The sequence below is a fragment of the Bradyrhizobium sp. CCBAU 53338 genome (assembly GCF_015291665.1).
Taxonomy (GTDB): domain Bacteria; phylum Pseudomonadota; class Alphaproteobacteria; order Rhizobiales; family Xanthobacteraceae; genus Bradyrhizobium.
On the sequence record NZ_CP030048.1, the window covers coordinates 4453370 to 4478526 of the forward strand.

22 protein-coding genes are annotated in these 25157 nt (G+C 64.9%); 14 read left to right on the forward strand and 8 right to left on the reverse strand.

Translation table 11 applies throughout. The features are described 5' to 3' along the window. Positions 1 to 85 precede the first annotated feature (85 nt). Together purN and purM are read right to left on the reverse strand one after the other, a co-directional pair. On the reverse strand, positions 86 to 739 hold the full coding sequence (gene purN / locus XH90_RS21040) for a phosphoribosylglycinamide formyltransferase (RefSeq protein WP_194476256.1): 654 nt from the start codon (positions 737 to 739) through the stop codon (positions 86 to 88). Beyond that, positions 739 to 1812 (reverse strand): phosphoribosylformylglycinamidine cyclo-ligase, encoded by a 1074-nt coding sequence (gene purM / locus XH90_RS21045; protein WP_194476257.1) that lies wholly within the window; start codon positions 1810 to 1812, stop codon positions 739 to 741. Before purM ends, purN begins: the two co-directional genes overlap by 1 nt. A 153-nt stretch (positions 1813 to 1965) precedes the next feature. Between purM and XH90_RS21050 the strand changes: the two genes are divergently transcribed. The 7 genes from XH90_RS21050 (at position 1966) to XH90_RS21080 (ending at position 11757) form a co-directional block, all read left to right on the forward strand. Beyond that, the gene (locus tag XH90_RS21050; protein ID WP_194476258.1) at positions 1966 to 2508 is read left to right on the forward strand and encodes a CDP-alcohol phosphatidyltransferase family protein; all 543 of its coding nucleotides are present in this window, start codon (positions 1966 to 1968) and stop codon (positions 2506 to 2508) included. Positions 2509 to 2601: 93 nt separating this feature from the next. Beyond that, positions 2602 to 3279 (forward strand): DnaA ATPase domain-containing protein, encoded by a 678-nt coding sequence (locus tag XH90_RS21055; RefSeq protein WP_194476259.1) that lies wholly within the window; start codon positions 2602 to 2604, stop codon positions 3277 to 3279. 149 nt (positions 3280 to 3428) lie between these two features. Next, the gene (locus XH90_RS21060) at positions 3429 to 5618 is read left to right on the forward strand and encodes an RNA degradosome polyphosphate kinase (protein WP_194482753.1); all 2190 of its coding nucleotides are present in this window, start codon (positions 3429 to 3431) and stop codon (positions 5616 to 5618) included. 15 nt (positions 5619 to 5633) lie between these two features. Next, on the forward strand, positions 5634 to 7136 hold the full coding sequence (gene ppx / locus XH90_RS21065) for an exopolyphosphatase (protein WP_194476260.1): 1503 nt from the start codon (positions 5634 to 5636) through the stop codon (positions 7134 to 7136). Between the two features lie 149 nt (positions 7137 to 7285). Then, entirely contained in the window at positions 7286 to 8374 is a 1089-nt protein-coding gene (locus XH90_RS21070; protein ID WP_194476261.1) for an efflux RND transporter periplasmic adaptor subunit, read from the forward strand. Beyond that, positions 8375 to 11449: an efflux RND transporter permease subunit gene (locus XH90_RS21075; protein ID WP_194476262.1), complete on the forward strand. Its 3075-nt coding sequence runs from the start codon at positions 8375 to 8377 to the stop codon at positions 11447 to 11449. Continuing rightward, on the forward strand, positions 11446 to 11757 hold the full coding sequence (locus XH90_RS21080; RefSeq protein ID WP_194476263.1) for a DUF3240 family protein: 312 nt from the start codon (positions 11446 to 11448) through the stop codon (positions 11755 to 11757). Before XH90_RS21075 ends, XH90_RS21080 begins: the two co-directional genes overlap by 4 nt. 3 nt (positions 11758 to 11760) lie before the next feature. On the opposite strand, the gene XH90_RS21085 is transcribed toward XH90_RS21080, so the two are convergent. Both XH90_RS21085 and ndk read right to left on the reverse strand, forming a co-directional pair. Beyond that, the gene (locus XH90_RS21085; RefSeq protein ID WP_194476264.1) at positions 11761 to 12621 is read right to left on the reverse strand and encodes a TerC family protein; all 861 of its coding nucleotides are present in this window, start codon (positions 12619 to 12621) and stop codon (positions 11761 to 11763) included. Positions 12622 to 12663: 42 nt separating this feature from the next. Further along, on the reverse strand, positions 12664 to 13086 hold the full coding sequence (gene ndk, locus XH90_RS21090; RefSeq protein WP_018645406.1) for a nucleoside-diphosphate kinase: 423 nt from the start codon (positions 13084 to 13086) through the stop codon (positions 12664 to 12666). A gap of 319 nt (positions 13087 to 13405) precedes the next feature. Here ndk and XH90_RS21095 point away from each other — a divergent pair, with 319 nt between their 5' ends. From XH90_RS21095 to XH90_RS21105, 3 genes are all read left to right on the forward strand, one after another. Continuing rightward, positions 13406 to 13666 carry a sulfur globule protein precursor gene (locus XH90_RS21095; RefSeq protein ID WP_194476265.1) on the forward strand — a complete coding sequence of 87 codons (261 nt, stop codon included), beginning with the start codon at positions 13406 to 13408 and terminating at the stop codon, positions 13664 to 13666. 222 nt (positions 13667 to 13888) lie between these two features. Further along, complete coding sequence (locus tag XH90_RS21100; protein ID WP_194476266.1) at positions 13889 to 14062, forward strand: hypothetical protein; 174 nt, start codon at positions 13889 to 13891, stop codon at positions 14060 to 14062. A gap of 56 nt (positions 14063 to 14118) precedes the next feature. Further along, a complete protein-coding gene (locus tag XH90_RS21105) occupies positions 14119 to 15981 on the forward strand; it encodes an ABC-F family ATP-binding cassette domain-containing protein (RefSeq protein ID WP_194476267.1) in 1863 nt (620 codons plus the stop codon). 6 nt (positions 15982 to 15987) lie between these two features. On the opposite strand, the gene XH90_RS21110 is transcribed toward XH90_RS21105, so the two are convergent. Then, positions 15988 to 16530, reverse strand: a complete 543-nt coding sequence (locus XH90_RS21110) for an ABC transporter substrate binding protein (RefSeq protein ID WP_194476268.1) — start codon at positions 16528 to 16530, stop codon at positions 15988 to 15990. 85 nt (positions 16531 to 16615) lie between these two features. Between XH90_RS21110 and XH90_RS21115 the strand changes: the two genes are divergently transcribed. Further along, positions 16616 to 17404, forward strand: a complete 789-nt coding sequence (locus tag XH90_RS21115) for a class I SAM-dependent methyltransferase (protein ID WP_194476269.1) — start codon at positions 16616 to 16618, stop codon at positions 17402 to 17404. 31 nt (positions 17405 to 17435) lie between these two features. Here XH90_RS21115 and XH90_RS21120 read toward each other — a convergent pair whose 3' ends face one another. The 3 genes from XH90_RS21120 to XH90_RS21130 all read right to left on the reverse strand — a co-directional run bounded on the left by XH90_RS21120 (position 17436) and on the right by XH90_RS21130 (position 20061). Continuing rightward, positions 17436 to 17936, reverse strand: coding sequence for a hypothetical protein (locus XH90_RS21120; protein WP_194482754.1), 501 nt, complete (start codon positions 17934 to 17936; stop codon positions 17436 to 17438). 166 nt (positions 17937 to 18102) lie between these two features. Then, the gene (locus XH90_RS21125) at positions 18103 to 18555 is read right to left on the reverse strand and encodes a DNA polymerase III subunit chi (RefSeq protein ID WP_194476270.1); all 453 of its coding nucleotides are present in this window, start codon (positions 18553 to 18555) and stop codon (positions 18103 to 18105) included. Positions 18556 to 18561: 6 nt separating this feature from the next. After that, the gene (locus tag XH90_RS21130) at positions 18562 to 20061 is read right to left on the reverse strand and encodes a leucyl aminopeptidase (RefSeq protein ID WP_194476271.1); all 1500 of its coding nucleotides are present in this window, start codon (positions 20059 to 20061) and stop codon (positions 18562 to 18564) included. A 338-nt stretch (positions 20062 to 20399) separates the two neighbouring features. Between XH90_RS21130 and lptF the strand changes: the two genes are divergently transcribed. Genes lptF through XH90_RS21145 form a run of 3 tightly spaced genes read left to right on the forward strand, consistent with a single transcriptional unit; the run spans position 20400 to position 25149 of the window. Then, entirely contained in the window at positions 20400 to 21569 is a 1170-nt protein-coding gene (gene lptF / locus XH90_RS21135) for an LPS export ABC transporter permease LptF (RefSeq protein WP_194476272.1), read from the forward strand. Continuing rightward, the gene (gene lptG / locus XH90_RS21140) at positions 21566 to 22663 is read left to right on the forward strand and encodes an LPS export ABC transporter permease LptG (protein WP_194476273.1); all 1098 of its coding nucleotides are present in this window, start codon (positions 21566 to 21568) and stop codon (positions 22661 to 22663) included. The genes lptF and lptG overlap by 4 nt, the downstream gene beginning before the upstream one ends. Continuing rightward, positions 22663 to 25149 carry an LPS-assembly protein LptD gene (locus tag XH90_RS21145; RefSeq protein ID WP_194476274.1) on the forward strand — a complete coding sequence of 829 codons (2487 nt, stop codon included), beginning with the start codon at positions 22663 to 22665 and terminating at the stop codon, positions 25147 to 25149. Before lptG ends, XH90_RS21145 begins: the two co-directional genes overlap by 1 nt. Positions 25150 to 25157: the final 8 nt, after the last annotated feature.

Consider the following 25157-nt stretch of genomic DNA (forward strand, 5'->3'; position numbering starts at 1 on the left):
CTCGACGCTAAGCGCGAGAGATCATGACGTTGCCCCCGGCTCTGCCGGGGGATTTTGTTTTGGAGGACGAAACGCAGGCCGCGCTTCAGTTCGCCACCGGCGCGATCAGGAAATTCTCTGACGCCGAACTGCCCGTCGTCTTGCAGACATCGCCCTCGATCTTGACCTTGCCGGTCGCAAGCAGGCTCAGCGCCGCCGGATAGATGCGATGCTCGACTTCGAGGATGCGCTCGGACAGCGTCTCCGCCGTATCGTGATCGCTGACGGGCACTGCACCCTGCATCACGATCGGACCGGCATCGGTCTCGGGGATCACGAAGTGCACCGTCGCGCCAGACAGCTTGACGCCGGCGCGCAAGGCCTGACCATGCGGATCGAGGCCGGGGAAGGACGGCAGCAGGGAGGGATGGATATTCAGCATCCGCCCGTACCATGCCTTCGCGAACTCGGCCGTGAACAGGCGCATGAAACCGCCGAGACAAATCAGCTCGATGCCGTTCTCATCAAGGGCTGCCTGCAATACCGCTTCAAAGCCGGCGCGGTCCTTGCCGAATGGCTTGCTCTCGATCACCAGCGTCTTCGCGCCGGCCGCCTTGGCCCGTTCGAGGCCAAGCGCATCGGCCTTGTTCGAGATGACGAGCGAAATCTCCGCCGGAAAATCCGCGGCGCTGGCTGCCTTGATCAGCGCGGACATGTTGGAACCACGGCCGGAGATCAGGATGGCGACGCGGCGCTTCATCACAGCGCCAGATCGAGATGGCCGTTATAGACGACGCGGTTCTCGCCCTCGGCCGGGATCACGGTACCGAGCCGCGCCACGGTCTCGCCGGCATCGGTGAAGACCCGCACGACCTCGTCGACCTTCTCGGGCTCGACGATCGCGATCATGCCTATGCCGCAGTTGAACGTGCGCAGCATCTCGAGTTCGGCAATGCCGGCCTGGGCTGCAAGCCATTTGAACACCGGCAGCACCGGCAAGCGGGCGAGATCGATGCCGACGCCGAGATTCTTCGGCAGCACGCGGGGAATGTTATCGGTAAAGCCGCCGCCGGTGATATGGGCGAGGCCCTTCACCGCACCGGTCTCGCGGATCGCCCGCAGGCAGGATTTGACGTAGAGCCGGGTCGGCGTCAGCAGCGCGCCACCCAGCGTCATCACCGGCGCAAACGGCGCCTGCGCCTCGAAGCCGAGGCCGGACTGTTCCACGATCTTGCGCACCAGCGAGAAGCCGTTGGAGTGGACGCCCGACGAGGCGAGGCCAATCACGGCGTCGCCCGCAGCGATGTCCTTGCGCGGCAACAAGGTGCCACGCTCCGCGGCGCCTACGGCAAAACCGCCGAGATCATAGTCGCCGTCCTTGTAGAGGCCGGGCATTTCGGCGGTCTCGCCGCCGATCAGAGCGCAGCCGGACTCGCGGCAGCCTTCGGCGACGCCGGCGACGATCGCAGCCGTCGCCTCCGGGTCGAGCTTACCGCAGGCGAAATAGTCCAGGAAGAACAGCGGCTCGGCACCCTGGACCACGAGGTCGTTGACGCTCATCGCGACGAGGTCGATGCCGATTCCGCCATGCAGGCCGGTCTCGATCGCGATCTTGACCTTGGTCCCGACGCCGTCGGTGGCCGCAACCAGGACGGGGTCCTTGAATCCGGCCGCCTTGAGGTCGAACAAGCCGCCGAATCCGCCGATCTCGGCGTCGGCGCCCGGCCGTGCGGTGGCGCGCACCATCGGCTTGATCAGGTCGACGAGGCGGTTGCCCGCGTCGATATCCACGCCTGAATCGGCGTAGGTGAGGCCGTTTTTGCGGTCGGTCATGCCCGATTTCCAGTGGGTTTGCGGCTGGTTACGTCGAATTCCGGGGACACGCAATGGCAAGCGTGGCGCCCCGCCCTATACTATGTAGATATCAACCGGTTCAGCCTCCAAGGGCCGGATTTCGAGGTCAAGTCGGGTGCCGGGAAGCGCCGCGTGAGTATTCCGAACATCATTACCCTGGGCCGCATCATGCTGGTCCCGATCATCGTCTGGGCCATCGTGTCGAGCCAAATGGAGGTGGCATTCGCCGTCTTCCTGATCGCGGGCTTCAGCGACGCGGTCGACGGTTTCCTCGCCAAGCGCTTCAACATGGCCAGCGAACTCGGCGCCCTGCTCGACCCGTTGGCCGACAAGGCACTGCTGGTGTCGATCTACCTGTCGCTCGGCATCTGGGGCGACATCCCCCGCTGGATCGTGATCCTGGTGGTCTCCCGCGACATCATGATCGTCACCGCGGTGATCGTGTCCTGGCTGTTCGACAAGCCGGTCGAGATGAGGCCCTCGAAGGTCTCCAAGCTCAACACAGCCGCACAGGTCGCGTACGCGGCGCTGGTGCTGGCCGCGCTCGCCTTCGGCTTCAAGCCGACGCCCTATGATATAATCCTCATGGGCTTCGTCACGCTGTTCACGCTGTCCTCCGTATCGCTCTATCTGGTCGAGTGGCTGCGGCACATGAGCACGATCGAAGCCAAATGAGAGGGACGCGGCCCCGTAAAAGGCCAACTCCCGATCGAATAAATCGAATCTCTTTCAGTTAGCGCCGGCGTGCCGGCACGGAGCAGAGCAAGCGTGGCAGGCCGCGTTCACCCCCGACAATTGGCATTTTCGCTTCCGCATGCGGAAAGCCTCAGCCGGGACAATTTCCTCGAGGGCCCTGCCAACGCCGCCGGCCTTGCCCTGATCGACGGCTGGCCCGAATGGCCAAACCGGATCATGTGGCTCGCCGGACCCGAAGGCTCAGGCAAGAGCCATCTCGCCGCGATCTGGGCCGAGGTATCAGGCGCCCGCTCCACCACTGCCAATGCGCTGAGCGCCCCTGACGTGCCCGGCGCGCTCGCGACCGGCGCGCTGGTGGTCGAGGATCTCAAAGCCGGTGATTTTGACGAGCGCGCCCTTTTCCATCTGATGAACCTCGCCCGCGAGGACGGCGCCTACATGCTGTTCACCGGACGTGAGCCGCCGGCGGCAATCGAAGTCGAGCTCCGCGACCTCAGATCCCGGTTTCGGACGATTCCCCTTATTTCGCTGCTGCCGCCTGACGACCAGCTGTTCCGCGGCCTGATCATCAAGTTCTGCGCCGACCGCCAGCTCACGGTGGACGAAACCGTGGTGAGCTACCTCGCGACCCGGCTCGAGAGGTCCTCAGCCGCGGCCAGGCGCGCCGTGGAACTGCTCGATGGCGAGGCCCTGCGGCTTGGCCGCCCCGTCACCCGTGCGCTCGCCGCTGAGTTGCTTCGCGACGTCTGACCGCCAGGCGGCGCTTGGCCCCCAGGCCCGCTTGACGCGGCTCTGCAGCGGAACATCAATGTCATCGAAACGTCATCGCACTAACACATGCTCCGGCCGGTTTTGCGCATAAGTCGCAAATTGGGGCAAACTGGATGGACCGACTTCTCATGGACTCCGCGCAAGATGTTGAAACAAAAGAGAAAGCAACGGAGACCGAGAGCCTGCCGGCGATCGCCTCGAGCCCTGAGCGATTCATCAATCGCGAGCTGTCCTGGCTGCATTTCAACCGCCGCGTCCTCGAGGAATCGGTCAACGCCAGCCACCCCATGCTGGAGCGGGTGCGATTCCTGTCGATTTCGGCAAATAATCTCGACGAGTTCTTCATGGTCCGCGTTGCCGGCATCAAGGCGCAGGTCCGCGAGGGCATTGCCGAGCGCGCGCCTGACGGCCTGACCCCGTCCGAGCAGCTCGCCCTGATCAACCGCACCGTGTCGCAGCTTGCCAGCGATCAGCAGGCGATCTGGCGCGACCTGCGGGGCACGCTCGCCGATGTCGGCATCGTGCTGGTCGACGGCAAGGAGGTCACCAAGGCGGAGCGGACCTGGCTCGAGGACTACTTCCTCAACAACGTCTTCCCGCTGCTGACGCCGCTGGCGATCGATCCGGCCCACCCCTTCCCGTTCATCCCGAGCCTCGGCTTCACCATCGCGCTCCAGCTGACGCGCGAGGCCGACGGCAAACCGATGAACGCGCTGATCCGCATGCCCGGCAAGATCGACCGCTTCATCCGCCTGCCGGCCGAGGGCAAGGTTCGCTTGATCTCGCTGGAGCAGTTGACCGGCCTGTTTATCAACCGCCTGTTTCCGGGCTACAGCCTCCACGGCCAGGGCGCCTTCCGCATCATCCGCGACTCCGAGCTCGAAATCGAGGAAGAGGCCGAAGACCTCGTCCGCCTGTTCGAGACCGCGCTGAAGCGCCGCCGCCGCGGATCGGTGATCCGGCTCGAAATCGACGCCAAGATGCCGGAGCAGCTGCGCAGCTTCGTGCAACACGCCCTGTCCGCCGCCGACGACGAGGTGTTCCTGGTCGACGGCGTGCTCGCCATGAACGAGCTGTCGCAGCTCACCCGGCTCGACCGGCCCGACCTCGAATTCACCCCTTACGTGCCGCGCCATCCCGAGCGCGTGCGCGAGCATGGCGGCGACATCTTCGCCGCCATCAGGCAGAAGGACCTGATCGTCCATCATCCCTACGAATCCTTCGACGTGGTGGTGCAGTTCCTGCAACAAGCCGCGCGCGACCCTGACGTCGTCGCGATCAAGCAGACGCTCTATCGCACCTCCAACAATTCGCCGATCGTGCGCGCCCTCGCCGAAGCGGCCGAAGCCGGCAAGTCCGTGACCGCGCTGATCGAGCTGAAAGCGCGCTTCGACGAAGAGGCCAACATCCGCTGGGCGCGCGACCTGGAACGTGCCGGCGTGCAGGTCGTCTACGGCTTCCTCGAATTGAAGACGCACGCAAAGCTCTCGATGGTGGTGCGCCGCGAGGGCGGCAGCCTCACCACCTACGTCCATACAGGCACCGGCAACTATCACCCGGTGACCGCACGTATTTATACGGACCTCTCCTACTTCACCTCAGAACCGACCATCGGCCGCGACGCTGCTCGCGTGTTCAACTTCATCACGGGCTACGCCGCGCCGAGCGATCTGGAAAAGATGGCGGTCTCGCCGCTGACCCTGCGCAAGCGCATCATCGAGCATATCCAGGGCGAGACCGAGCACGCCCGTCACGGCAAGCCTGGTGCGGTCTGGATGAAGATGAATGCGCTCGTCGACCCCGACATCATCGACGCGCTGTACGAAGCGTCACAGGCCGGCGTGCAGGTCGAGCTGGTGGTACGCGGTATCTGTTGCCTCAGGCCCGGAATCCCTGGCCTGTCGGAAAACATCCGCGTCAAGTCGATCATTGGGCGTTTCCTGGAACACGGCCGAATCTACTGCTTCGGCATGGGCCAGGGCCTGCCGAGCGCGAAAGCGGCTGTGTATATCTCGTCGGCCGATATGATGCCGCGCAACCTCGACCGCCGCGTCGAGGTGCTGTGTCCGCTGCAAAATCCCACGGTGCATCAGCAGGTTCTCGAACAGATCATGGTCGCGAACCTGAAGGACAATGAGCAGAGCTGGCAATTGTTGCCGGACGGGTCCTCAACGCGTATGAAGGCCGCGAAGGGCGAGGAGCCTTTCAACGTGCACAATTACTTCATGACAAATCCGAGTCTGTCTGGCCGTGGAAAGTCGCTCAAGGAATCCTCGCCGCGCCGTCTCACGCGCCGAAACGAACGCCATCAGTCCTGACCGGAGATTGTTGCCGTGAAACGGCCGCGCAAGCGTGGCGCTAGCGTCGCGGTCATCGACATCGGCTCCAACTCGGTGCGTCTCGTCGTCTACGAGGCGCTGGCGCGGAGCCTGATTCCGATCTTCAACGAAAAGACGCTGTGCGGCCTCGGGCGCGAGGTGCAGAGCACGGGCCTGCTTGCGCCCGACGCCGTCGACAAGGCGCTGACCTCGCTGAAGCGCTTTCGCGCGCTGTGCCGCGTGATGCAGGTCGGCCGCGTGTTCGCGATTGCGACCGCCGCCTGCCGCGACGCCTCCAATGGCGCCGACTTCATCGCGAAAGCCGAGCGCATTTGCGCCGTGAAGATCGAGATCCTGTCGGGACCGCGCGAAGCAAAGCTGTCGGCGCTCGGCGTGATCTCGGGCATTCACCAGCCCGACGGCATCGTCGGCGATCTCGGCGGCGGCTCGCTCGAGCTGATCGACGTGCGCAGGAACAGCGTGCGCAGCGGCGTGACGTTGCCGCTCGGCGGCCTTGCGCTTCAGGACCTCGCCCACAAATCGCTGAAGCGCGCCGATCGCATCGTCCGCGAGGCGCTCGACGAAGTCGAGCAGCTCGCCGCCGGGCGTGGCCGCACCTTCTACGCCGTCGGCGGCACCTGGCGCGCGCTCGCGCGCATCCACATCATCCAGAGCGGCTATCCGCTCCAGGTGATGCACGGCTACTCCATTCCCGCGGCCGAGGCGCTCGATTTTGCCCGTCGCCTGCGGCGCCTCGCCGCCGTCGACATGCTCGCCGACATCGAAGTCGTCGCCGATGCGCGGCGCCCTCTCCTCACCTATGCAGCGCTGGTACTCGAGCACATCATCCGGGTCGCAAAACCGAAGACCATCGTGTTCTCGACCTTCGGCGTGCGCGAAGGCCTGTTGCACGAGAAGCTGCCGGAGGCCGAGCGCAACAAGGACGGCCTGATCTGCGCCGCCGAGGAGCTGAACGAGCTGTTGTCACGCTCGGCCAAACACGCGCGCGAGCTGATGGCCTGGACCGATCGCCTCGCACGCGTGGTGAAGCTGCGCGAGACCGAGGAAGACCGCCGCCTGCGTCATACCGCCTGCCTGCTGTCCGACATCGGCTGGCGCGTCCACCCCGATCATCGCGGAGAGCAGACGCTGAGCCTCGTCGTGAACGCCAATTTCGGCGCGATCGACCACCGCGAGCGCGCCTTCGTAGGCCTGTCGGTGTTCTATCGCTATGCGGGCCTCAGCGAAGAGAACCAGCCGCCGCTGACCATGCAGGAACTGCTGACGCCGGCGCAGCTCGAACGCGCCCGCCTGTTAGGTGCGGCGTTCCGTGTCGCGCATCTGATCTCGGCCGCGCGCCCCGGCGTGTTGCCGGCCACGCATTTCCGCAGCCGGGGCCGCAATCTGATGCTGGTTTTCGAGCACAGGCTCGGCGATCTCGTCGCCGACCGTGTCGGCAGCCGTTTCAAGCAACTCGCCCGCCTGATCGGGCGCAGCGGCTCGATCGTCCGGCGCTAAGCGGCGCTCCGTTCTGTCGCGGAATGAGGCAGGTTGATGCAAATCAACCCGACCGCGTCGTGCCGGACTAACGTGCCGCCACGTTGTTTCGGACCACTGCTGCCATGCTGCTCCAACCTGGGCTTCGTCTCCCGATCCGCAGTCGGAAAATGGCTGCCTGCGTCTTGTCCGCGCTCGCCTTTGGCCTTTCGCCGCCGGTTCTTGGAGCGCAGGACGAGCTCAAGCTGAGCGAGCAGCAGGCGAGAAATCTTGGCGTGCGAGTCGCTCATCCGATCGCGAGCCGGACGGACCTGACGCTGCCCTACCCCATCCAGATCGTGATCCCCACGCCGCAATTGTGGGTGGTCAGCGCACCCGTCGCCGGCATGGTCGCCAACTTGCTGGTCGGCCGCGGCGATCGCATCTCGGCCGGACAGCCGCTGGTCGTTCTGGAAAGCCCCAGCTTCGTCTCCCAACAGCGCGACTACCTGCACGCGATCGCGCAGGAGCAACTGACAACGCAGCAGCTCAAACGCAACATCGATTTGTTCGACGGCAAGGCAGTGCCACAACGCGTGCTCGAGGCGAGCCAGGCCGAGGCGCGCCAGGCCACGCTCGTGGTCGCCGAACGTCGACAGATGCTGCGCCTGAGCGGAATGTCCGATGAAGCGATTGCGCGGCTGGTCGAGGAAACTGCAATCAGCGCGACGCTGACGGTCAACGCACCGCAGACCGCATCCGTAGTCGATCTCGTGGTATCGCCGGGGCAGCGGCTCGAACAATCCGCACCGCTGGTCAAGTTGGCGCGGCTTTCACCGCTATGGGCCGAAATCGCGGTTCCCGCGGCTAGCATTCGAGCGATCCGTACCGGAGCGAAAGTCGAGATCGAAGGCTATTCCACGCCCGGCAAGGTCGTGCTGGTCTCCGAGACGACGGATCCTGCAACCCAGACGATCCTGGTCCGCGCGGAAGTCCCCAACGACGGCGAGCTGCATCCCGGCCAGACGGCCGCCGCTCGCATCGGCTTTCTCTCCGCCGGCCAGAGCGCCTGGGAGATTCCTTATGCCGGGCTCGTCCGGCGAGGCGAGCAGACGTCGGTATTCGTCGCCTTTGACGGCGGTTTCCGCCTCGTTCCGGTCACGCTCCTTGCAGAAGACCAGGACCATGTCGTGGTATCCGGCCCGATCACCGACCGCGACGAGATTGCGAGCGGCGGCATCTCGGCGCTTCGCGGCATCCTCTTGGGGCTGGGGCAATAAATGCTCCGGCGTCTGGTCGCATTCGCGCTTGCGCAGCGGCTGTTCGTCGTCCTGAGCGTGTTGCTGTTGATCGGCGCGGGCGCCGTGCTGCTGCCCAGCCTGCCAATCGACGCATTTCCCGACGTCTCGCCGGTTCAAGTCAAGATCATCATGAAGGCGCCCGGCCTCACCCCCGAAGAGGTCGAGCAACGCATCACGGTGCCCGCCGAGCTCGAGCTACTTGGATTGCCGAACAAAAAGATCCTGCGTTCAACCACGAAATACGCTCTGGCCGATATCACCGTCGATTTCGAGGACGGTACCGACATCTACTGGGCGCGCAACCAGGTTTCGGAACGGCTATCGAACATCTCGCGTGATTTCCCTGACGGGGCGAGCGGCGGCCTTGCCCCGATCACAAGCCCCCTGGGCGAAATGTTCATGTTCACGATCGACAGCGACGAGCTTTCGCTCGCCGAGCGTCGTACCCTGCTCGACTGGGTGATCCGACCGGCCTTGCGCACGGTGGCCGGCGTCGCGGACGTCAACGCGCTGGGCGGTTACGTGCGCGCCTTCGAGATCGTTCCGCGCAATGACGCACTTGCCGCCCGCGGCATTTCCTACGACGTGTTTCGCCGGGCGATCGAAGCCAACAGCCGCAACGACGGCGCCGGACGGGTGAACCAGGGCGAAGACAGCGCCCTGGTTCGGATTGAAGGCAGCATCCGTTCGATCGACGATATCAAGGCCATTGTCGTGGACACGCGCGAGGGGGTCCCGATCCTCGTCAACGACGTCGCGAGCGTCAAAGTCGGGACGCTGACACGCTATGGTGCAGTCACGTCGAACGGGCGCGGCGAAACCGTCGAGGGGCTCGTCCTCGGTTTGCGCGGTGCCAACGCGGGGCAGCTCGTCCGCGACGTACGTGCCCGCCTTGCCGAGTTGCAATCCTCGCTGCCGAAAAGCGTTTCGATCAACGTGTTCTATGACCGCAGCCGCCTGGTCGATCGCGCCGTCGGGACCGTTGTGCGTGCCCTTGGTGAGGCCACCGCTCTCGTCATCGTGCTCCTGCTGCTCTTCCTGGGCAACTGGCGGGCCTCGCTCGTGATCGCTCTCAGCCTGCCGCTCGCCATCGTCATTGCGCTGATCGTCATGCGGGTAGTGGGGATGTCGGCCAACCTGATGAGCCTCGGCGGACTTGCGATCGCGATCGGCATGTTGATCGACGCGCTGGTCGTCGTGGTCGAGAACATTGTCGGCAACCTCGGCAAGCACGAAGCCGGCAAGACGACCCCGCTGATCCACCTGGTCTACCGCTCGGTTTGCGAGGTCCTGGAGCCGGTAACCTCGGGCGTCGTCATCATCATCATCGTGTTCGTTCCCCTGCTGACGCTCCAGGGACTGGAGGGAAAGCTGTTCATCCCCGTCGCGCTGGCGATCATTTTCGCGCTCGCCGGCTCGCTGCTGCTTGCGCTCACGGTGATCCCGGTCGCGACGTCCTTCCTGCTCAGTTCTGCCTCTCATCGCGATCCCCTGATCGTTCGCGCGGCCCAGCGCGTCTATGCACCGGCACTGAACTGGGCCTTGAGCAACGAGCGCAAGGTAATGGCTGCGGCGCTGATCGGTCTGGCCGCCGCCGGCTTTGCCTATGGAAGGCTGGGCAAGACCTTCATGCCGACCATGGACGAAGGCGACGTCATCGTCAGCGTGGAGACGCTTCCCTCCGTCAATCTCGACGAATCGCTTGCGATGAACGGGAGGCTGCAGGCCGCGCTCCTCGCAGTGCCGGACATTGCCGGCATCGTCGCACGGACCGGGTCCGACGAGCTCGGCCTCGACCCCATGGGGCCCAACCAGACCGACACGTTCCTCGTGCTAAAGTCGGCAGCCGAAAGACAGACCGACGATCGTGAGGCTCTGCTGCAGAAATTGCGCGAGGTTCTCTCCGGACTTCCCGGCATCTCGCTCAGCTTCACCCAACCCATCGACATGCGCGTGCAGGAGATGATCAGCGGCGTGCGTGGCGACGTCGCGGTCAAGATCTTCGGTCCGGATATCGCCAGGCTGAACGAAGCCGCGGCTAAGCTGTCCGCCATTCTGTCCGGCATCGACGGTGCCGAGGATGTCTACACCACGCTCAACGAAGGAGCTCAATATTATACGGTTTCCGTCAATCGAATGGAGGCCGGACGTCTCGGCCTGACGGTTGACGCGATCGCCAATTCGCTCCGTACCCAAATCGAGGGGCGAACGATCGGAACCGCGCTCGAGGAGGGACGCCGCACACCCATTCTCGTCCGGGGCAGCAAGACGACCAGAGAGGCGCCGACCCTGCTCGCGAGCCTTCCGCTGACGCTCACGTCCGGTCAGCACGTCGCGCTGTCGCAGGTCGCCCGAATTCAACGCGTCGACGGCCCGGTCAAGATCGACCGCGAAGACGGCGCTCGCATGAGCGTGGTTCGGGCCAACGTCCGGGGCCGTGACATGGTCGGCTTCGTCGAAGCGGCCCGCCAGAGGGTCACGGCGGAACTTCAGCTCCCGGAGGGCTATCGGTTGACCTGGGGCGGACAGTTCGAGAACCAGCAACGTGCCTCCGCACGTCTGTCGGTCGTCGTGCCTGTGGCGATCGGCCTGATTTTCGTCCTGCTCTTCACCACGTTCGGCGCCATCCGGCAGGCCTTGCTCGTGCTCGTGAACATCCCCTTCGCCCTGATCGGCGGCGTGTTCGCGCTGGTCGTCACGGGCGAGTACCTATCGGTGCCGGCCTCGGTCGGGTTCATCGCGCTGCTCGGGATTGCCGTCCTCAACGGCGTCGTTCTGGTTTCCTACTTCAATCAACTGCGCGCCCACGGCCTGAGCGAGCATCGCATCGTCGTCGAAGGCGCCATGCGCCGGCTTCGGCCGGTGTTGATGACCGCGAGCATCACGGCGCTCGGCTTGATTCCCCTGCTGTTTGCCTCAGGTCCGGGATCCGAGGTCCAGCGACCGCTCGCCGTCGTCGTGATCGGAGGGCTGTTGTCCTCTACGGTGCTGACGCTGATCCTGCTGCCGATCTTGTATCGCCGCTACGGCGGCGCGTCGAAGGTGGCCAAATGACCGACCAGCAGGTCTGCCTCACGCTGATTGTGCCGCGCCAACTCCGTGAAGAGATGTTCGACTATCTCGCCGAACAGAGCGACATTGTCTCGGGCTTCACCGCCTCGCGCACCGCCGGCCACGGCGGCGAAGTCCGACTGTACACCGCCGCCGAACGCGTCCAGGGCCATGCCGATCAAGCCATGGTCCAGGTCATTCTGGCGCACGATGAAGCCGTCCGCCTGCTCGATCGGATTCGGGGTTCGTTTGCCGGCACCAGGCTCGTCTATTGGACGACGCCCGTGACGGAATTCGGCATCATCGACTGAACACTAGCCTTCAGCCGACGCCTTGGCGTGCTGCTTGGAGGCTTCGAGCGCGGCGGCATTCATGCTGCGGCGGCGCCAGATCGAGCCGATCAGCAGCACGACGACGATACCGAGCACAGCGCAAAGATATTCAGCCCCACCGCCGCCATGGGCGAATTGCGGCGGAACGTGCAGAGTGCCGAGCATCCGGTCCAGCGAGACGCCGAACCGACCTTCGGAGAGTGCATGCAGCTTTGGTGCAATGCCGGGATCGGTCGCGATCACCTCGCCGGCGATCCAGCCCAGCAGCGCCGCACCGGCCCAAACCAGGATCGGCAATTGTGCGAGCAGCGCCATGATCAGCGCCGCGCCCGCAACGATCAGCGGCACGCTGACCGCGAGGCCGAGCACCAGCAGCGGCACGCTGCCATTGGCGGCGGCGGCGACCGCGATGACGTTGTCGAGGCTCATGACGATGTCGGCGACCACGACGATCTGCACCGCCTGCCACAGATGCGAGGCGGACTCGACGCCCTCCTCCTCGTTCTCAGGCACCAGCAGCTTGGCCGCGATCACGATCAGCGCGAGTCCGCCGGCCAGCTTGAGGTACGGCAGAGCCATCAGGCTCGCGACGATACCGGTGAAGACGATCCGCAGCAGCACCGCGGCGCCCGCGCCGAGCACCATGCCCCACAGCCGATGCCGCGGCTTCAGGCCGCGGCAGGCAAGCGCGATGACCAGCGCGTTGTCGCCGGACAAAAGGACGTTGATCCAGATGATCTTGCCGACCGCGATCCAGAAGGTCGGTTCGGCCATCTCATTGCGGAACTGGGTGAAGAATGCCCCGATCGTGGCGGGATCGAAGATCTGCCAGAGCCAGTTCACAATGAGTCCTTATCGCCCCGTCGAATTAGTTCGCCGGCTGGGTCAGCCGACGATCTCGTTGCCCGAGAAGAACTGCGCGATTTCGATCGCGGCGGTTTCCGGAGCGTCCGAGCCGTGCGCGGAGTTCTCGCCGATCGACTTGGCGTAGAGCTTGCGGATGGTGCCCTCGGCCGCCTTCGACGGATCGGTCGCGCCCATCGCATCGCGGTACTTGGCGATGGCGTTTTCGGCTTCCAGCACCTGCACCACGACCGGGCCGGAGGTCATGAACTCGACCAGTTCGCCGAAGAACGGACGCGCCTTGTGGACGGCGTAGAAGGTCTCGGCCTGTTCCTTGGTCATGCGGATGCGCTTCTGCGCGACGATGCGCAGGCCCGCCTTCTCGATCACGGCGTTCACGGCGCCGGTCAGGTTACGCGCGGTGGCGTCGGGCTTGATGATCGAGAAAGTGCGTTCGATGGCCATGATCTTGTCCTTGAAGAGAAAAAGGTGGTTTGGAGTTGCGGGGCTTATATCGGCGCCTTGGCGATCCGGCAAGCGAGTGCCGGGACGCACCGAAGGCTGCTTCGCCGCAGGCCGAGGCCCGAATTCCCGGCCGGATTCCAACATGGATTACAACGATTTCACCCAGATGAACCCAATCTGAAGGCCCTGTCAGGGTTTGGTTCAGCCTCGCCGGCGTAACGTCAGCTCCATCGAAACCAAGCCTTCCCCCGAGGCGGACCGTTTCGGCGGCCTTTCCATCGACGCGATGCCCCGCGCCGGCAGTTCTGAGGAGATCACCATGTTGAGGAAACTTTCGCTCGCTGCAGTCGCCGCGGTCGCGCTGGGTGCCGCACTGGCCCCCACCTCCGCCTCCGCTCACTGGCACGGCGGCGGCTGGGGCTGGCACGGCGGTGGCGGCTGGCATCACGGCGGCTGGGGCTGGGGCGGACCGCGCGTCTACGCCGCCCCCGTGGCCTATGGTTACGGCGGCTGCTACGTGCGCCGGCTGGTCCCGACCCCCTGGGGACCCCGTTGGCGGCTGGTCAACCGCTGCTACTGAGCCCGACAGCGCCTTCCTGAATTACCAGAGGTACCGTTCCCCCTGCGGTACCTTCCAAGAGAGGCCCCGGCGTTCCCCCCGCCGGGGCCTTGTATTTGGGCAGATACGACGAATTCATACAATTTTTACTAGAATGCCAGCCATTCCCCGCGGCCTGCGAAACCATTTCGGGGGCCAATGACTTGGTACCGTGTCGTAACCTTGCACACACGGAACCCCGCGATGGCTGGCCTCTTTGCCAATGACAGCGAACAGATCGACCGGCGTACCAGCCGCTCGATTTGCGATGCCGTAGGCGAGCGGCTCCAGCAGAGCATACGCCCCGAACCGCGCCTCCCGACGCATCTCGAGCGGCTCCTCAACGAGCTGAAACAGCGCGACCGCGACTCGCACTGACGAAGGGTCACGGAAAAACGGGTTGCGTTTGATCTCGCCTGCGGTGACAAGGCCGCATGCTCTCCATCACCGACCTCTCCATCCGCCTCGCCGGACGTCTTCTGATCGATAATAGCTCCGTGCAGATCACGCCCGGCTCGCGCGTCGGCATGGTCGGACGCAACGGCACCGGCAAATCGACGCTGTTCAAGGTGATCCGGGGCGAGCTTTCGGCCGAGCACGGCTCGGTCACCTTGCCGCCGCGCTGGCGGGTCGGCAGCCTGGCGCAGGAGGCGCCGAACGGGCCGGAAAGCCTGATCTCGGTCGTGCTCAAGGCCGACCTCGAGCGCGAAGCGTTGCTCACTGAAGCCGAGAACGCCACTGACCCGCACCGGATCGCCGAGATCCAAACCCGCCTCGTCGACATCGACGCGCATTCAGCGCCGAGCCGCGCCGCCGCGATCCTTTCCGGCCTCGGCTTTTCCGCCGCCGACCAGCTGCGTCCCTGCGCCGAATTCTCCGGCGGCTGGCGCATGCGCGTCGCGCTGGCCGCAACGCTGTTCGCGGCGCCGGATCTCCTGCTGCTCGACGAGCCCACCAACTATCTCGACCTCGAAGGCACGCTGTGGCTGGAGGATCACCTCGCGCATTATCCGCGCACCGTGATCGTGATCAGCCACGACCGCGACCTGCTGGAGAGCTCGGTCGACCAGATTTTGCACCTGGAGCGCGGCAAGCTCACGCTCTACAAGGGCACCTATTCCTCGTTCGAGGAGCAGCGCGCCGCGCGCGAGCTGCTCGATGCCAAGGCCGTCAAACGCCAGGAGGCCGAGCGCGCCCGCCTCCAGGCCTTCGTCGACCGCTTCAAGGCCAAGGCCTCGAAAGCGCGCCAGGCCCAGTCTCGCGTGAAAATGCTGGAGCGGCTGAAGCCGATCACGGCGCTGGTGACGGAGGACGTGCGCGAGATCACTTTTCCGGCGCCGGAAAAACTGCTGTCGCCGCCGATCATCGCCGTCGACAATGCCTCCGTCGGCTATGATCCGGCGACTCCCGTGCTCAGCCGCGTGACGCTGCGCATCGACAACGACGACCGCATCGCGCTTCTCGGCGCCAACGGCAACGGCAAGTCGACCCTCGTCAAGCTGCTCGCTGCCCGTCTTGCGCCCTTCTCGGGCAAGGTGACGCGCGCCGACAAGCTGTCGATCGCCTATTTCGCCCAGCACCAGCTCGACGAGCTGAACGAGGACGCCTCCGCCTACGACCACGTCCGCAAGCTGATGGGCGATGCGCCCGAAGCCAAGGTACGCGCCCGCGCCGGCGCGATCGGCTTCTCCGGCAAGGCGGCCGACACCAAGGCAGGAAAACTATCCGGCGGCGAGAAGGCGCGGCTGTTGCTGGGCCTCGCGACCTTCTTCGGCCCCAACATGATCATCCTGGACGAGCCGACCAACCATCTCGACATCGACAGCCGCGCAGCGCTCGCCGAAGCGATCAACGAGTTTCCCGGCGCGATCATCATGGTCTCGCACGACCGCTATCTGATCGAGGCCTGCGCCGACCAGCTCTGGATCGTCGCCGACCGCACCGTGACCAATTACGACGGCGACCTCGACGAGTACCGCCGCCTGGTGCTGTCCTCGCGCAATGCCGAGCCCGCCCCGCGCGAGCGCAGCGCTCAGATCGAAAAGCCGCAGCGTCCCAAGTCGGACAATCGCGGCTCGCTGAAGAAGCGCATCGCGGAAGCCGAAAGCGAGATCGCCCGCGTCACCGAGATCATCGCCAAGATCGACACCGCGCTCGCCCTGCCCGACATCTTTACGCGTGATCCAAAGCAAGCCGCGCAGCTCTCGAAGGCGCGGGCCAATGCCGCCGATGCGCTGGCGCGCGCGGAAGAACAGTGGCTCGAAGCGAGCGCGCAGTTCGACGAGGCGGCGGGGTAGCTCTTTCTATTCGATCACGCGATCGGCGCGCGCGAGCAGCACGGGCGGCACATCGACGCCGAGCGCCTTCGCCGTCTTCAGGTTGACGACCAGCTCGTAGCGCCGCGGCGCCTGGATCGGCAGATCGCGCGGCGAAGCCCCCTTCAGGATGCGATCGATGTAGTCGACGGGTGCGCTGACCAGTTCGTCCCAGACGAATGTATAGGACATCAGCGCCCCGCTATCGACGGCGCCCAGCACCGAATTAAGTGCCGGCACGCGAAAGTGGGCACATTGCGCGACGATGTGGTCGCGATGCCCGTTGGTGAACGGCTCTGGAATGACGAGCAGGCTGCCGTTGCCCGCACGGCTGAACGCTTCGAGCCGGGCCTCGGTCTCGCCGTCATCGTGCGTCCGCATCTCGACCACCTCGATGCCGGATGCAGCGTCCCTCGCGGCGGCAACGAGGCCAGGCGCATAGGGTGCGGTATCCGGATTGAACAGGATGGCAACGCGGGCAAGCTTCGGATCGAGCTCGCTCAACGGAATTTGTAGCGGCTCGTCGCGCATCGTGCGGCTTTCGTGCTACGAAGCAAGCCCTGACCTTTTCGGCCAGAACAATATTTTGAATAGGCAATCTCGAGGGAAATCGCAGATGCCGTCACCCGAACCAATCAAATTCACCGACGGCGCGGCCTATGAGCGCTTCATGTCCCCCTGGAGCCGATCGGCGGGGACACTTTTCCTGGATTGGCTGACGCCGGGCTCTGGACAGGCCTGGGTTGATGTTGGCGCCGGCAATGGTGCGTTCACCGAGCTCCTGCTTGCGAAATCCGCCCCTTCCTCCGTTTGCGCGATCGACCCCTCCGATGCACAGATTGCGACGGCGCGCCAAAAGTTTGCGGGAAAGCCGGTCGAGTTGTCGATTGGCGATGCGATGGCCCTTCTCTATGACGCCAACCGCTTCGACATCGCCGTGATGGCACTGGTGCTATTCTTCGTCCCCGACGCGCGCAAAGGTGCTTCGGAAATGGTCCGCGTCACCAAGCCCGGCGGCATGGTTGCATCCTACACCTGGGACATTGTGCGCGGCGGCACGCCGACGCAACCGCTGTGGGAGGAGTTGGATGCCCTTGGCATTCCCGCAGCGCGTCCACCGAGCGCGGACATCTCGCGCTTCGAGGCGCTGAAAGCACTCTGGGCGGAGCTTGGTCTGCGCGAGATCGAAACCCGCGAGTTGGTCGTCGAGCGGACATTCGCCGACTTCGACGACTACTGGCTGTCGATGGTCGTCAGCAGCCCGAGCGGCGTGATCGCAAAGCTGTCTGAAAGCCAGGGCGCGGAGCTCAAGAGCCGGCTTCAGGCGCGACTGCCCGCAAGCGCGACCGGAGCGATCACCGTTCATGCCTCGGCCACTGCGATCAAGGGTCGCAAAGCTGCATAGCGATGTCGATGGGTGAAAGGCCGACGGCGCGTTACGTCGCCGCCTTCTTCTTCGCCTTCGGCTTCACGGGCTTCGCAACCACCGGCGGCTCGGGCGTGCCCTCGATTGCGGACAGGCGTCCTGACGTGAAGGTGTAGATGCCGGCACGCGGACCCGCGGTCCAGGTCACCACCGCGACGCGACGGCCGGCGGGATCAGTGGAGAGATTGACGGTAGAGGGTGCGCCGATGCCGCGCACGACGTCGCATTCGGTGTGGCCGAGTGCGACCGTGCCGCCCACGGGCGCCGGCGCCGTCGTCGACGCATTGGCGTCTGCAGGTCCGGGCGGCGGTGCCATGCCGGGGCAAGCACCGTCGGCGCTGACGAGGTCTTCGGCCCTCACGGGCTTGTCAGGGGTCAGCGGCGGCGACTCGATCGAGATGTTCTTGATGAACAGGCGGCTCGGCTTGTTGAACCATTCGGCGTCTTTGGCAGACGCCAGCAGATCAGTTCCGCCCGAGCAGCCCGCGATCAGCGGCGCGACCGCGGCCAACGCAACTATGAGCGACTTTGGAAGCTTTTGATGTCGCACGATAAACTAGGTTCCCAGCATGAAGGAGCAGCCCTAAGCGATTGTCCCAACATCACTTTGCGGCACGAAGGTGGCCGAAACCAGTCTGTCCGCGAAAGTCCAAATTATCATTAATTGCGCGGGGGCGCTAATTCCGCCGCTGCCACCGGCCCCGTTCGTCCGCCTGCCAATAGGTGACCTCAAATCCGCGCGCCTTGCAATCGGTCCAAGTGCTGCGGGCAGATGCAAGCGCGTCCGGATCGTCGCCGTTGAACAGCAGTACCATCCGCTCATAACGTTCCGTGTCCTCCGGCAACGCGGCGTTGTCGACCAGGAAGCGAACATTGGCGCCGTTCGGATTGTCCGCCTCGATCGCCAGCACGATCGGCTGCTCGGCCGCATCGTTCACTCGCCATGTCGCGTGCGGCAGGAAGGAATCGTCGCGATAGGTCCACAAGTGAGCGTCGAGTGCATCGGCGCGCTCCGGCGAGGTCGACTGCACCACGACGCGCCAGCCGCGCTCGAGCGACTTCTCGAGAAGCGGCGGCAAGACGTTCTCAACCGTCATGTTTTGCAGATGGTAGAACAGGACTTCGGTCATCTCACGTCATTTGCGCTCGTAGTGATCGGCCACCAGGCGGTCGAGCAGCCTGACGCCATAGCCGGACCCCCAGCTCTGGTTGATGTCGGTCTTGGGCGCGCCCATCGCGGTGCCGGCGATGTCGAGATGCGCCCAGGGCGTGCCATCGACGAAGCGCTGCAGGAACTGCGCCGCGGTGATCGAGCCGCCGTGACGGCCGCCGGTGTTCTTCATGTCGGCGAACTGGGAATCGATCAGCTTGTCGTATTCGGGACCGAGCGGCAGGCGCCAGACCTTCTCGCCGCTCTCGATGCCGGCCGCGAGCAGGCGCTCGGCGAGTTCGTCATTGTTGGAGAACATGCCGGCGTGATCGGTGCCGAGCGCGACCACGATCGCGCCTGTCAGCGTCGCGAGATCCACCATGAACTTCGGCTTGGTCTTCTTGGCGACGTACCAGAGCACGTCGGCCAGCACGAGGCGGCCTTCCGCGTCGGTGTTGATGATCTCGATGGTCTGGCCCGACATCGAGGTGACGATGTCGCCCGGCCGCTGCGCGTTGCCGTCGGGCATGTTCTCGACAAGGCCGATGGCGCCGACCACGTTGACCTTGGCCTTGCGCGCCGCGAGCGCGTGCATCAGGCCGACGACGCAAGCAGCGCCACCCATGTCGCCCTTCATGTCCTCCATGCTGCCGGCCGGCTTGATCGAGATGCCGCCAGTGTCGAAGCAGACGCCCTTGCCGACGAAGGCGACCGGAGCATCGCCCTTCTTAGCCCCGTCCCAGCGCATGATCACGGTGCGGCTCGGCCGCGCCGAGCCCTGGCCGACGCCGAGCAGCGCGCCCATGCCGAGCTTCTGCATCGCCTTGACGTCTAAAATCTCGATCTTGACGCCGAGCTTGCGCAGCTGACTGGCGCGGCGCGCGAACTCCTCGGGATACAGCACGTTCGGCGGCTCGTTGACGAGATCGCGCGCGATGACCACGCCGTCGACCACCGCGCCGGCGGAGGCAAAGGCCTTCTTCGCAGCGGCAACGTCGTCGACCGCGAGCGAGATGTCGGCGCGCAGCGCGCCCTCCTCGCCGTCCTTCTTCTTGGTCTTGTAGCGGTCGAACTTGTAGGCGCGCAGGCGCAGGCCCGAGGCGATCGCCACCGCCTGCTCGGTGCTCATGGCGCCGCCGGCCATTTCGGCCATGATGGTCATGGCCGCGGAACCCGGCTTGAGCTTGCTGGCGGCCATGCCGCCGAATTTGAGGAAGTCGTTGCCTTTCAGGCTCGAGGCCTTGCCGGTCCCGATCACGATCAGGCGCTCGGCCTTCAGCCCCTCCGGGGCGAGGATGTCCAGGGCGGCGCCGCTTTTGCCCTTGAACGAGGCGGCGGCGGCCGCCCGCTTCACGAGTTCGCTCGCCCCGCCGAGCGCCTTGGCCGTCGCCGGGCCGACCTTCAGAGCGTCGTCACAGAACACGACCAGAATGCCACGGGCGGCGGGCGCCATCGGGACAAAGCCGACCTTGATGGCATCGGACATGGGTAACTCCTCGAAAACGTGGGGCTTTTTGCCGATCAACCGGTGCGGCCGAAGGCCGGAGCTGAACGGCGATTCACTCGTCTCGCCCCACTATGGGCCAGAGGCGCGGTCGATGCCAAGCGCGCCCGTGACCGCGACGCCACATCAAGGGAAATATTAACCATATGGAGAGGGTGCCATGGGTCAGCCATTTTGTTGACGGATCAAAGGGATGGTAGTGAGAAAGTGAGCCTCCGGAAGAGGTGATTGGCCGGCCTTGGGGATCCCTGTCAGGGATTGGTCGGACAGCGCGAATTCCGGAACGCGTTGGGGACTTGGTGGGATTCGTGCGGTAGCGCATGGGGTCGATCGACAGGTATATTTTCCGCACGACGCTGGCGTCGTTTGCGCTGGTCCTGGTCAGCCTCACCGGCGTGATCTGGATTACGCAGGCGTTGCGCGGCATCGACCTGATGACGAGCCAGGGTCAGACCATCATGACCTTTCTCGGCATCACCGGGCTCGTGATCCCGGCGCTGGTGCTGATCATCTCACCGATCGCGCTGATGATCGCGATCTCTCACACGCTGAACAAGCTCGCGACCGATTCCGAGATCATCGTGATGAATGCCGCCGGCTTCTCGCCGTTCCGGCTGTTCTATCCGTTCTTCTACGCCACCTGCGTGGTGGCGCTGCTGGTCGCCTTCATCGCCGCCTATCTGGCGCCCGACGGCATGCGCCGGATCAAGCAGTGGGACGCCGAGATCACCGCGGACGTGCTCACCAACATCCTGCAGCCCGGGCGCTTTGCCCAGCTCGACAAGAACCTCACGATCCGCATCCGCGAACGGCTGCCCGGCGGCATCCTCGCCGGAATCTTCATCGACGACCGCCGCGATCCCAATGAGCGTATCTCGATCGTCGCCGAGCAGGGCGAGGTCGTGAAGAACGAGAACGGCTCGTTCCTGGTGCTGAAGGACGGCAACCTCCAGCGCTTCGAGGCCGGCAAGCGCGATCCCGCGCTGGTGGCGTTCGGCCGCTACGGCTTCGACATGTCGAAGTTCGGCAACCAGGGCCACGACGTCACCCTCGGCATTCGCGAACGCTATCTGTGGGAGCTGTTCTCGCCGTCCGAGGACGACCCCGTCTACAAGCAGATCCCCGGGCAGTTCCGCTCGGCACTGCATGACAGCCTGCTGGCGCCGATCTACCCCTTCGCCTTTGCCGTGCTGACCTTCGCCTTCCTGGGCGCGCCGCGCACCACGCGCCAGAGCCGCAACTTCTCGATCGGCTCGTCGATCCTCGCCGTGTTCGGCCTGCGGATGGCGGGCTTCGCCTGTTCGGTCATGTCCGTGAAATCGTCGGGGCCGGTGCTGGTCCAATACGTGATGGTTCTAGGCGCCATCGGCGTCGGGTTGTGGATGGTCATCGGCGGCATCGTGGTCGAGCCGCCGCCCGGTCTGATGGAAACCGTCAACAGGTCGAATGCGCGCATCGCGCGGCTGTTCGGACGGCCGGCCGCCGCATGAGCATGCTCACCAACACGCTCGGGCGCTATTTTGCCGGCCGCTTCGTGGTTGCCGCACTCGGCGTGTTCGCGAGCATTTTCCTGCTGCTGGTGCTGGTCGATTACATCGAGATGGTGCGCAAGACGTCAGGGCTCGCCTCCGCCTCCGCGATCATGGTGGCCGAAACCTCGCTGTTCCGCGTGCCGCAGTTGCTGGAGAAGCTGACGCCGTTCTGCATGCTGATCGGCGCCATGACCTGCTATCTTGCGCTCTCCCGCCGGCTCGAACTCGTGGTGGCGCGCGCCGCCGGCATCTCGGCCTGGCAATTCATCTCGCCGGCGCTCGGCAGCGCGCTTCTGATCGGCGTGATCGCCACCGTCGCCTACAATCCGATGTCGGCCAATTTGCGCGAACTCTCCAAGCGCATGGAGGCGGAGCTGTTCGGCTCGGCGCCCGGCGGCGGCATCCAGGATGCCTCGGGCTTCTGGCTCAACCAGGTCACCAGCGACGGCCAGACCATCATCAACGCCGCACGCAGCGAACAGCAGGGCGTCCGGCTCACCGGGCTCACGCTGTTCCGGTTTGATACAGAGCAGCACTTCAAGGAACGGGTCGAGGCGCGCGAGGCGACCTTGGAGGCCGGTCACTGGCTATTCAAGGGCGTGCGCCGCTTCTCGCTCGACGCTCCCCCGATCGATCAGGCGAGCCTGGAAATTCCGACGACGCTGACCGAGGCGCAGGTTCGCAACAGCTTTTCCACACCCGAGACTGTGTCCTTTTGGCAACTACCGAGCTACATCCGCTCGTCCGAGAGCTCGGGGTTCGCGACAGCGGGATATCGACTCCAGTATCACAAGTTGCTGGCACAGCCGTTTTTGCTCGCCGCCATGGTGATGCTCGCGGCTTCCGTGTCGCTGCGCTTCTTCCGGATGGGCGGCGTACAGAAGATGGTTTTGAGTGGCGTGGGCGCAGGCTTTCTGCTCTACGTTCTGTCGAAAGTGACTGAAGACTTGAGCAAGGCTGAGTTGATGCATCCGATCGCTGCGGCGTGGTTGCCCGTGGTGGTGGGCGGCCTCACCGGCTTTTTGGCCTTGCTTTATCAGGAGGACGGATAGTGACGGCCGTCCGCCGAGGACAACTGGCTGGCTGGGCGCCGCGCACCCTCGTGCGCGCGAACGGATGTCGGCTGTCCATTCGCAGGCTCGTGCTGGCCGTCATCGCCGTCGCCTCGCTCGCCGGCATGATCGATCTTGCCGCGGTGGCGCCCGCTGCCGCCCAGGGCTTCACCTACAATCCGCTGCCGCCCCGTCCGAAGCCGCCGAAGGCCGCCAATGACGGGCAGATGCTCGTGCAGGCGACCGAGGTCGATTACGACTACAACAATTCGCGCGTCTCCGCGGTCGGCAACGTTCAGCTGTTCTACAACGGCACCAGCGTCGAAGCCGACCGCGTCGTCTACGACCAGAAGACGAAGCGGCTTCATGCCGAAGGCAACATCCGCATGACGGATGCCGACGGCAAGATCACCTATGCGGAGATCCTGGATCTCTCCGACGACTATCGCGACGGTTTCGTCGATTCACTGCGCGTGGACACCGCCGACCAGACCCGCATGGCCGCGACCCGCGCCGACCGCTCCAGCGGCAATTACACGGTGTTCGAGAACGGCGTCTACACGGCCTGCGCGCCGTGCAAGGACGATCCGAAGAAGCCGCCGCTCTGGCAGGTCAAGGGTGCCCGCATCATCCACGACCAGCAGGAGAAGATGCTGTATTTCGAGACGGCGCAGCTCGAATTCTTCGGCGTGCCGCTCGCCTACCTGCCCTACTTCTCGACGCCCGATCCGACTGTGAAGCGCAAGACCGGATTCCTGATGCCGGGCTTCACCTCCTACACGGCGTTCGGCTACGGCGTCGAAGTCCCGTTCTACTGGGCGATCGCGCCTGACATGGACGCGACCTTCAGCCCACGCATCACCTCCAAGCAGGGCGTGCTGTTCCAGGCCGAGTTCCGCCAGCGCCTGATGGACGGCGCCTACCAGGTCCGCGTCTACGGCATCGACCAGCTCAACCCCGACAAGTTCGCGGGCCTGCCGGGCGACCGTCAGTTCCGCGGCGGCGTCGAGACCAAGGGCCAGTTCGCGCTCAACGACAAATGGGTCTGGGGCTGGGACGGCGTCCTGCTCTCCGACTACTACTTCATGTCGGACTACCGCCTGTCGGCCTATCGCGATCCGCTCGGCTCGTTCCTGAACCTGCCGACGGATGCGCTGTCGCAGCTCTATCTGACCGGCGTCGGCAATCGCAGCTTCTTCGATGCGCGCACGATGTACTGGCTGAGCTTCTCGGGCAACCAGCAACAGGTCCCGGTCGTCTATCCCGTCATCGACTACTCGAACGTGCTCAACTATCCGATCTTCGGCGGCGAGGTCTCCTACAAGACGAACTTCGTCAATCTGACCCGCAACGACGCGGTGTTCGACCCGATCACGACGCTCGCCAACACCAACAGCCTGTGCACGACGACGTCGGCCGATCCGCTCGCGCGCACGCCGTCACAGTGCCTGCTGCGCGGCTTCCCCGGCACCTACACCCACCTGACGGCGGAGGCGCAGTGGCGCAAGTCCTACACCGATCCGTTCGGCGAGATCTGGACGCCGTTCGCGATCCTGCGCGCCGACGCGATCAACGCCGACGTCTCCAACCAGCCGGGCGTGTCGAACTACCTGCCCACCGGCAACACTCAGGCGCTCCGCCTGATGCCGACCGTTGGCCTCGAATATCGCTACCCCTTCATCAACGTGCAGCCCTGGGGCTCGACCACCATCGAGCCGATCGCGCAGGTCATCATCCGCCCGAACGAGACCTATGCCGGCAGGTTCCCGAACGAGGACGCCCAGAGCATGGTGTTCGACACCTCGAACCTGTTCAGCGTCGACAAGTTCTCCGGCTACGACCGCGTCGAGGGCGGCGGCCGCGCCAATGTCGGCGTGCAGGCCACCACGCAGTTCGACAAGGGCGGCGCGGTCAAGGTGCTGTTCGGACAGTCCTACCAGCTGTTCGGCATGAACTCCTACGCGGTCCAGGATTCGATCAACACGGGCCTGGATTCCGGCCTCGACAAGCCGCGCTCCGATTACGTCGCGAGCGTCGCCTACTCGCCGAACAGCACCTATACGTTCAGCGTTCGCTCCCGCATGGACGAGCAGACTTGGAACGTCCAGCGCTTCGAGGCGGAGGGCCGCGCCAACTTCAATCGCTGGTCGGTCAGCATGATGTACGGCAATTACGCGCCGCAGCCGGAACTCGGCTACCTGACCAGGCGCGAGGGCATCCTGACCTCGGGCTCGATCAAGGTCGCGACCAACTGGGTGGTGACGGGCTCGGCGCGCTGGGACCTCGAGGCCAACAAGATCAACCAATATGTGCTCGGCGCCGGCTATGTCGACGATTGCTTCGTGCTGGCGGCGAACTATGTAACTTCGTATAGCTATTCCGCGGGCACCACGCCGCCCGTGCTGAGCCACGCGTTCATGTTCCAGATCGGCTTGCGCACGCTGGCAACCTCGTCGGGGACCAGCAGTTCCGCCGGCATCCAGTGAACCCGTCT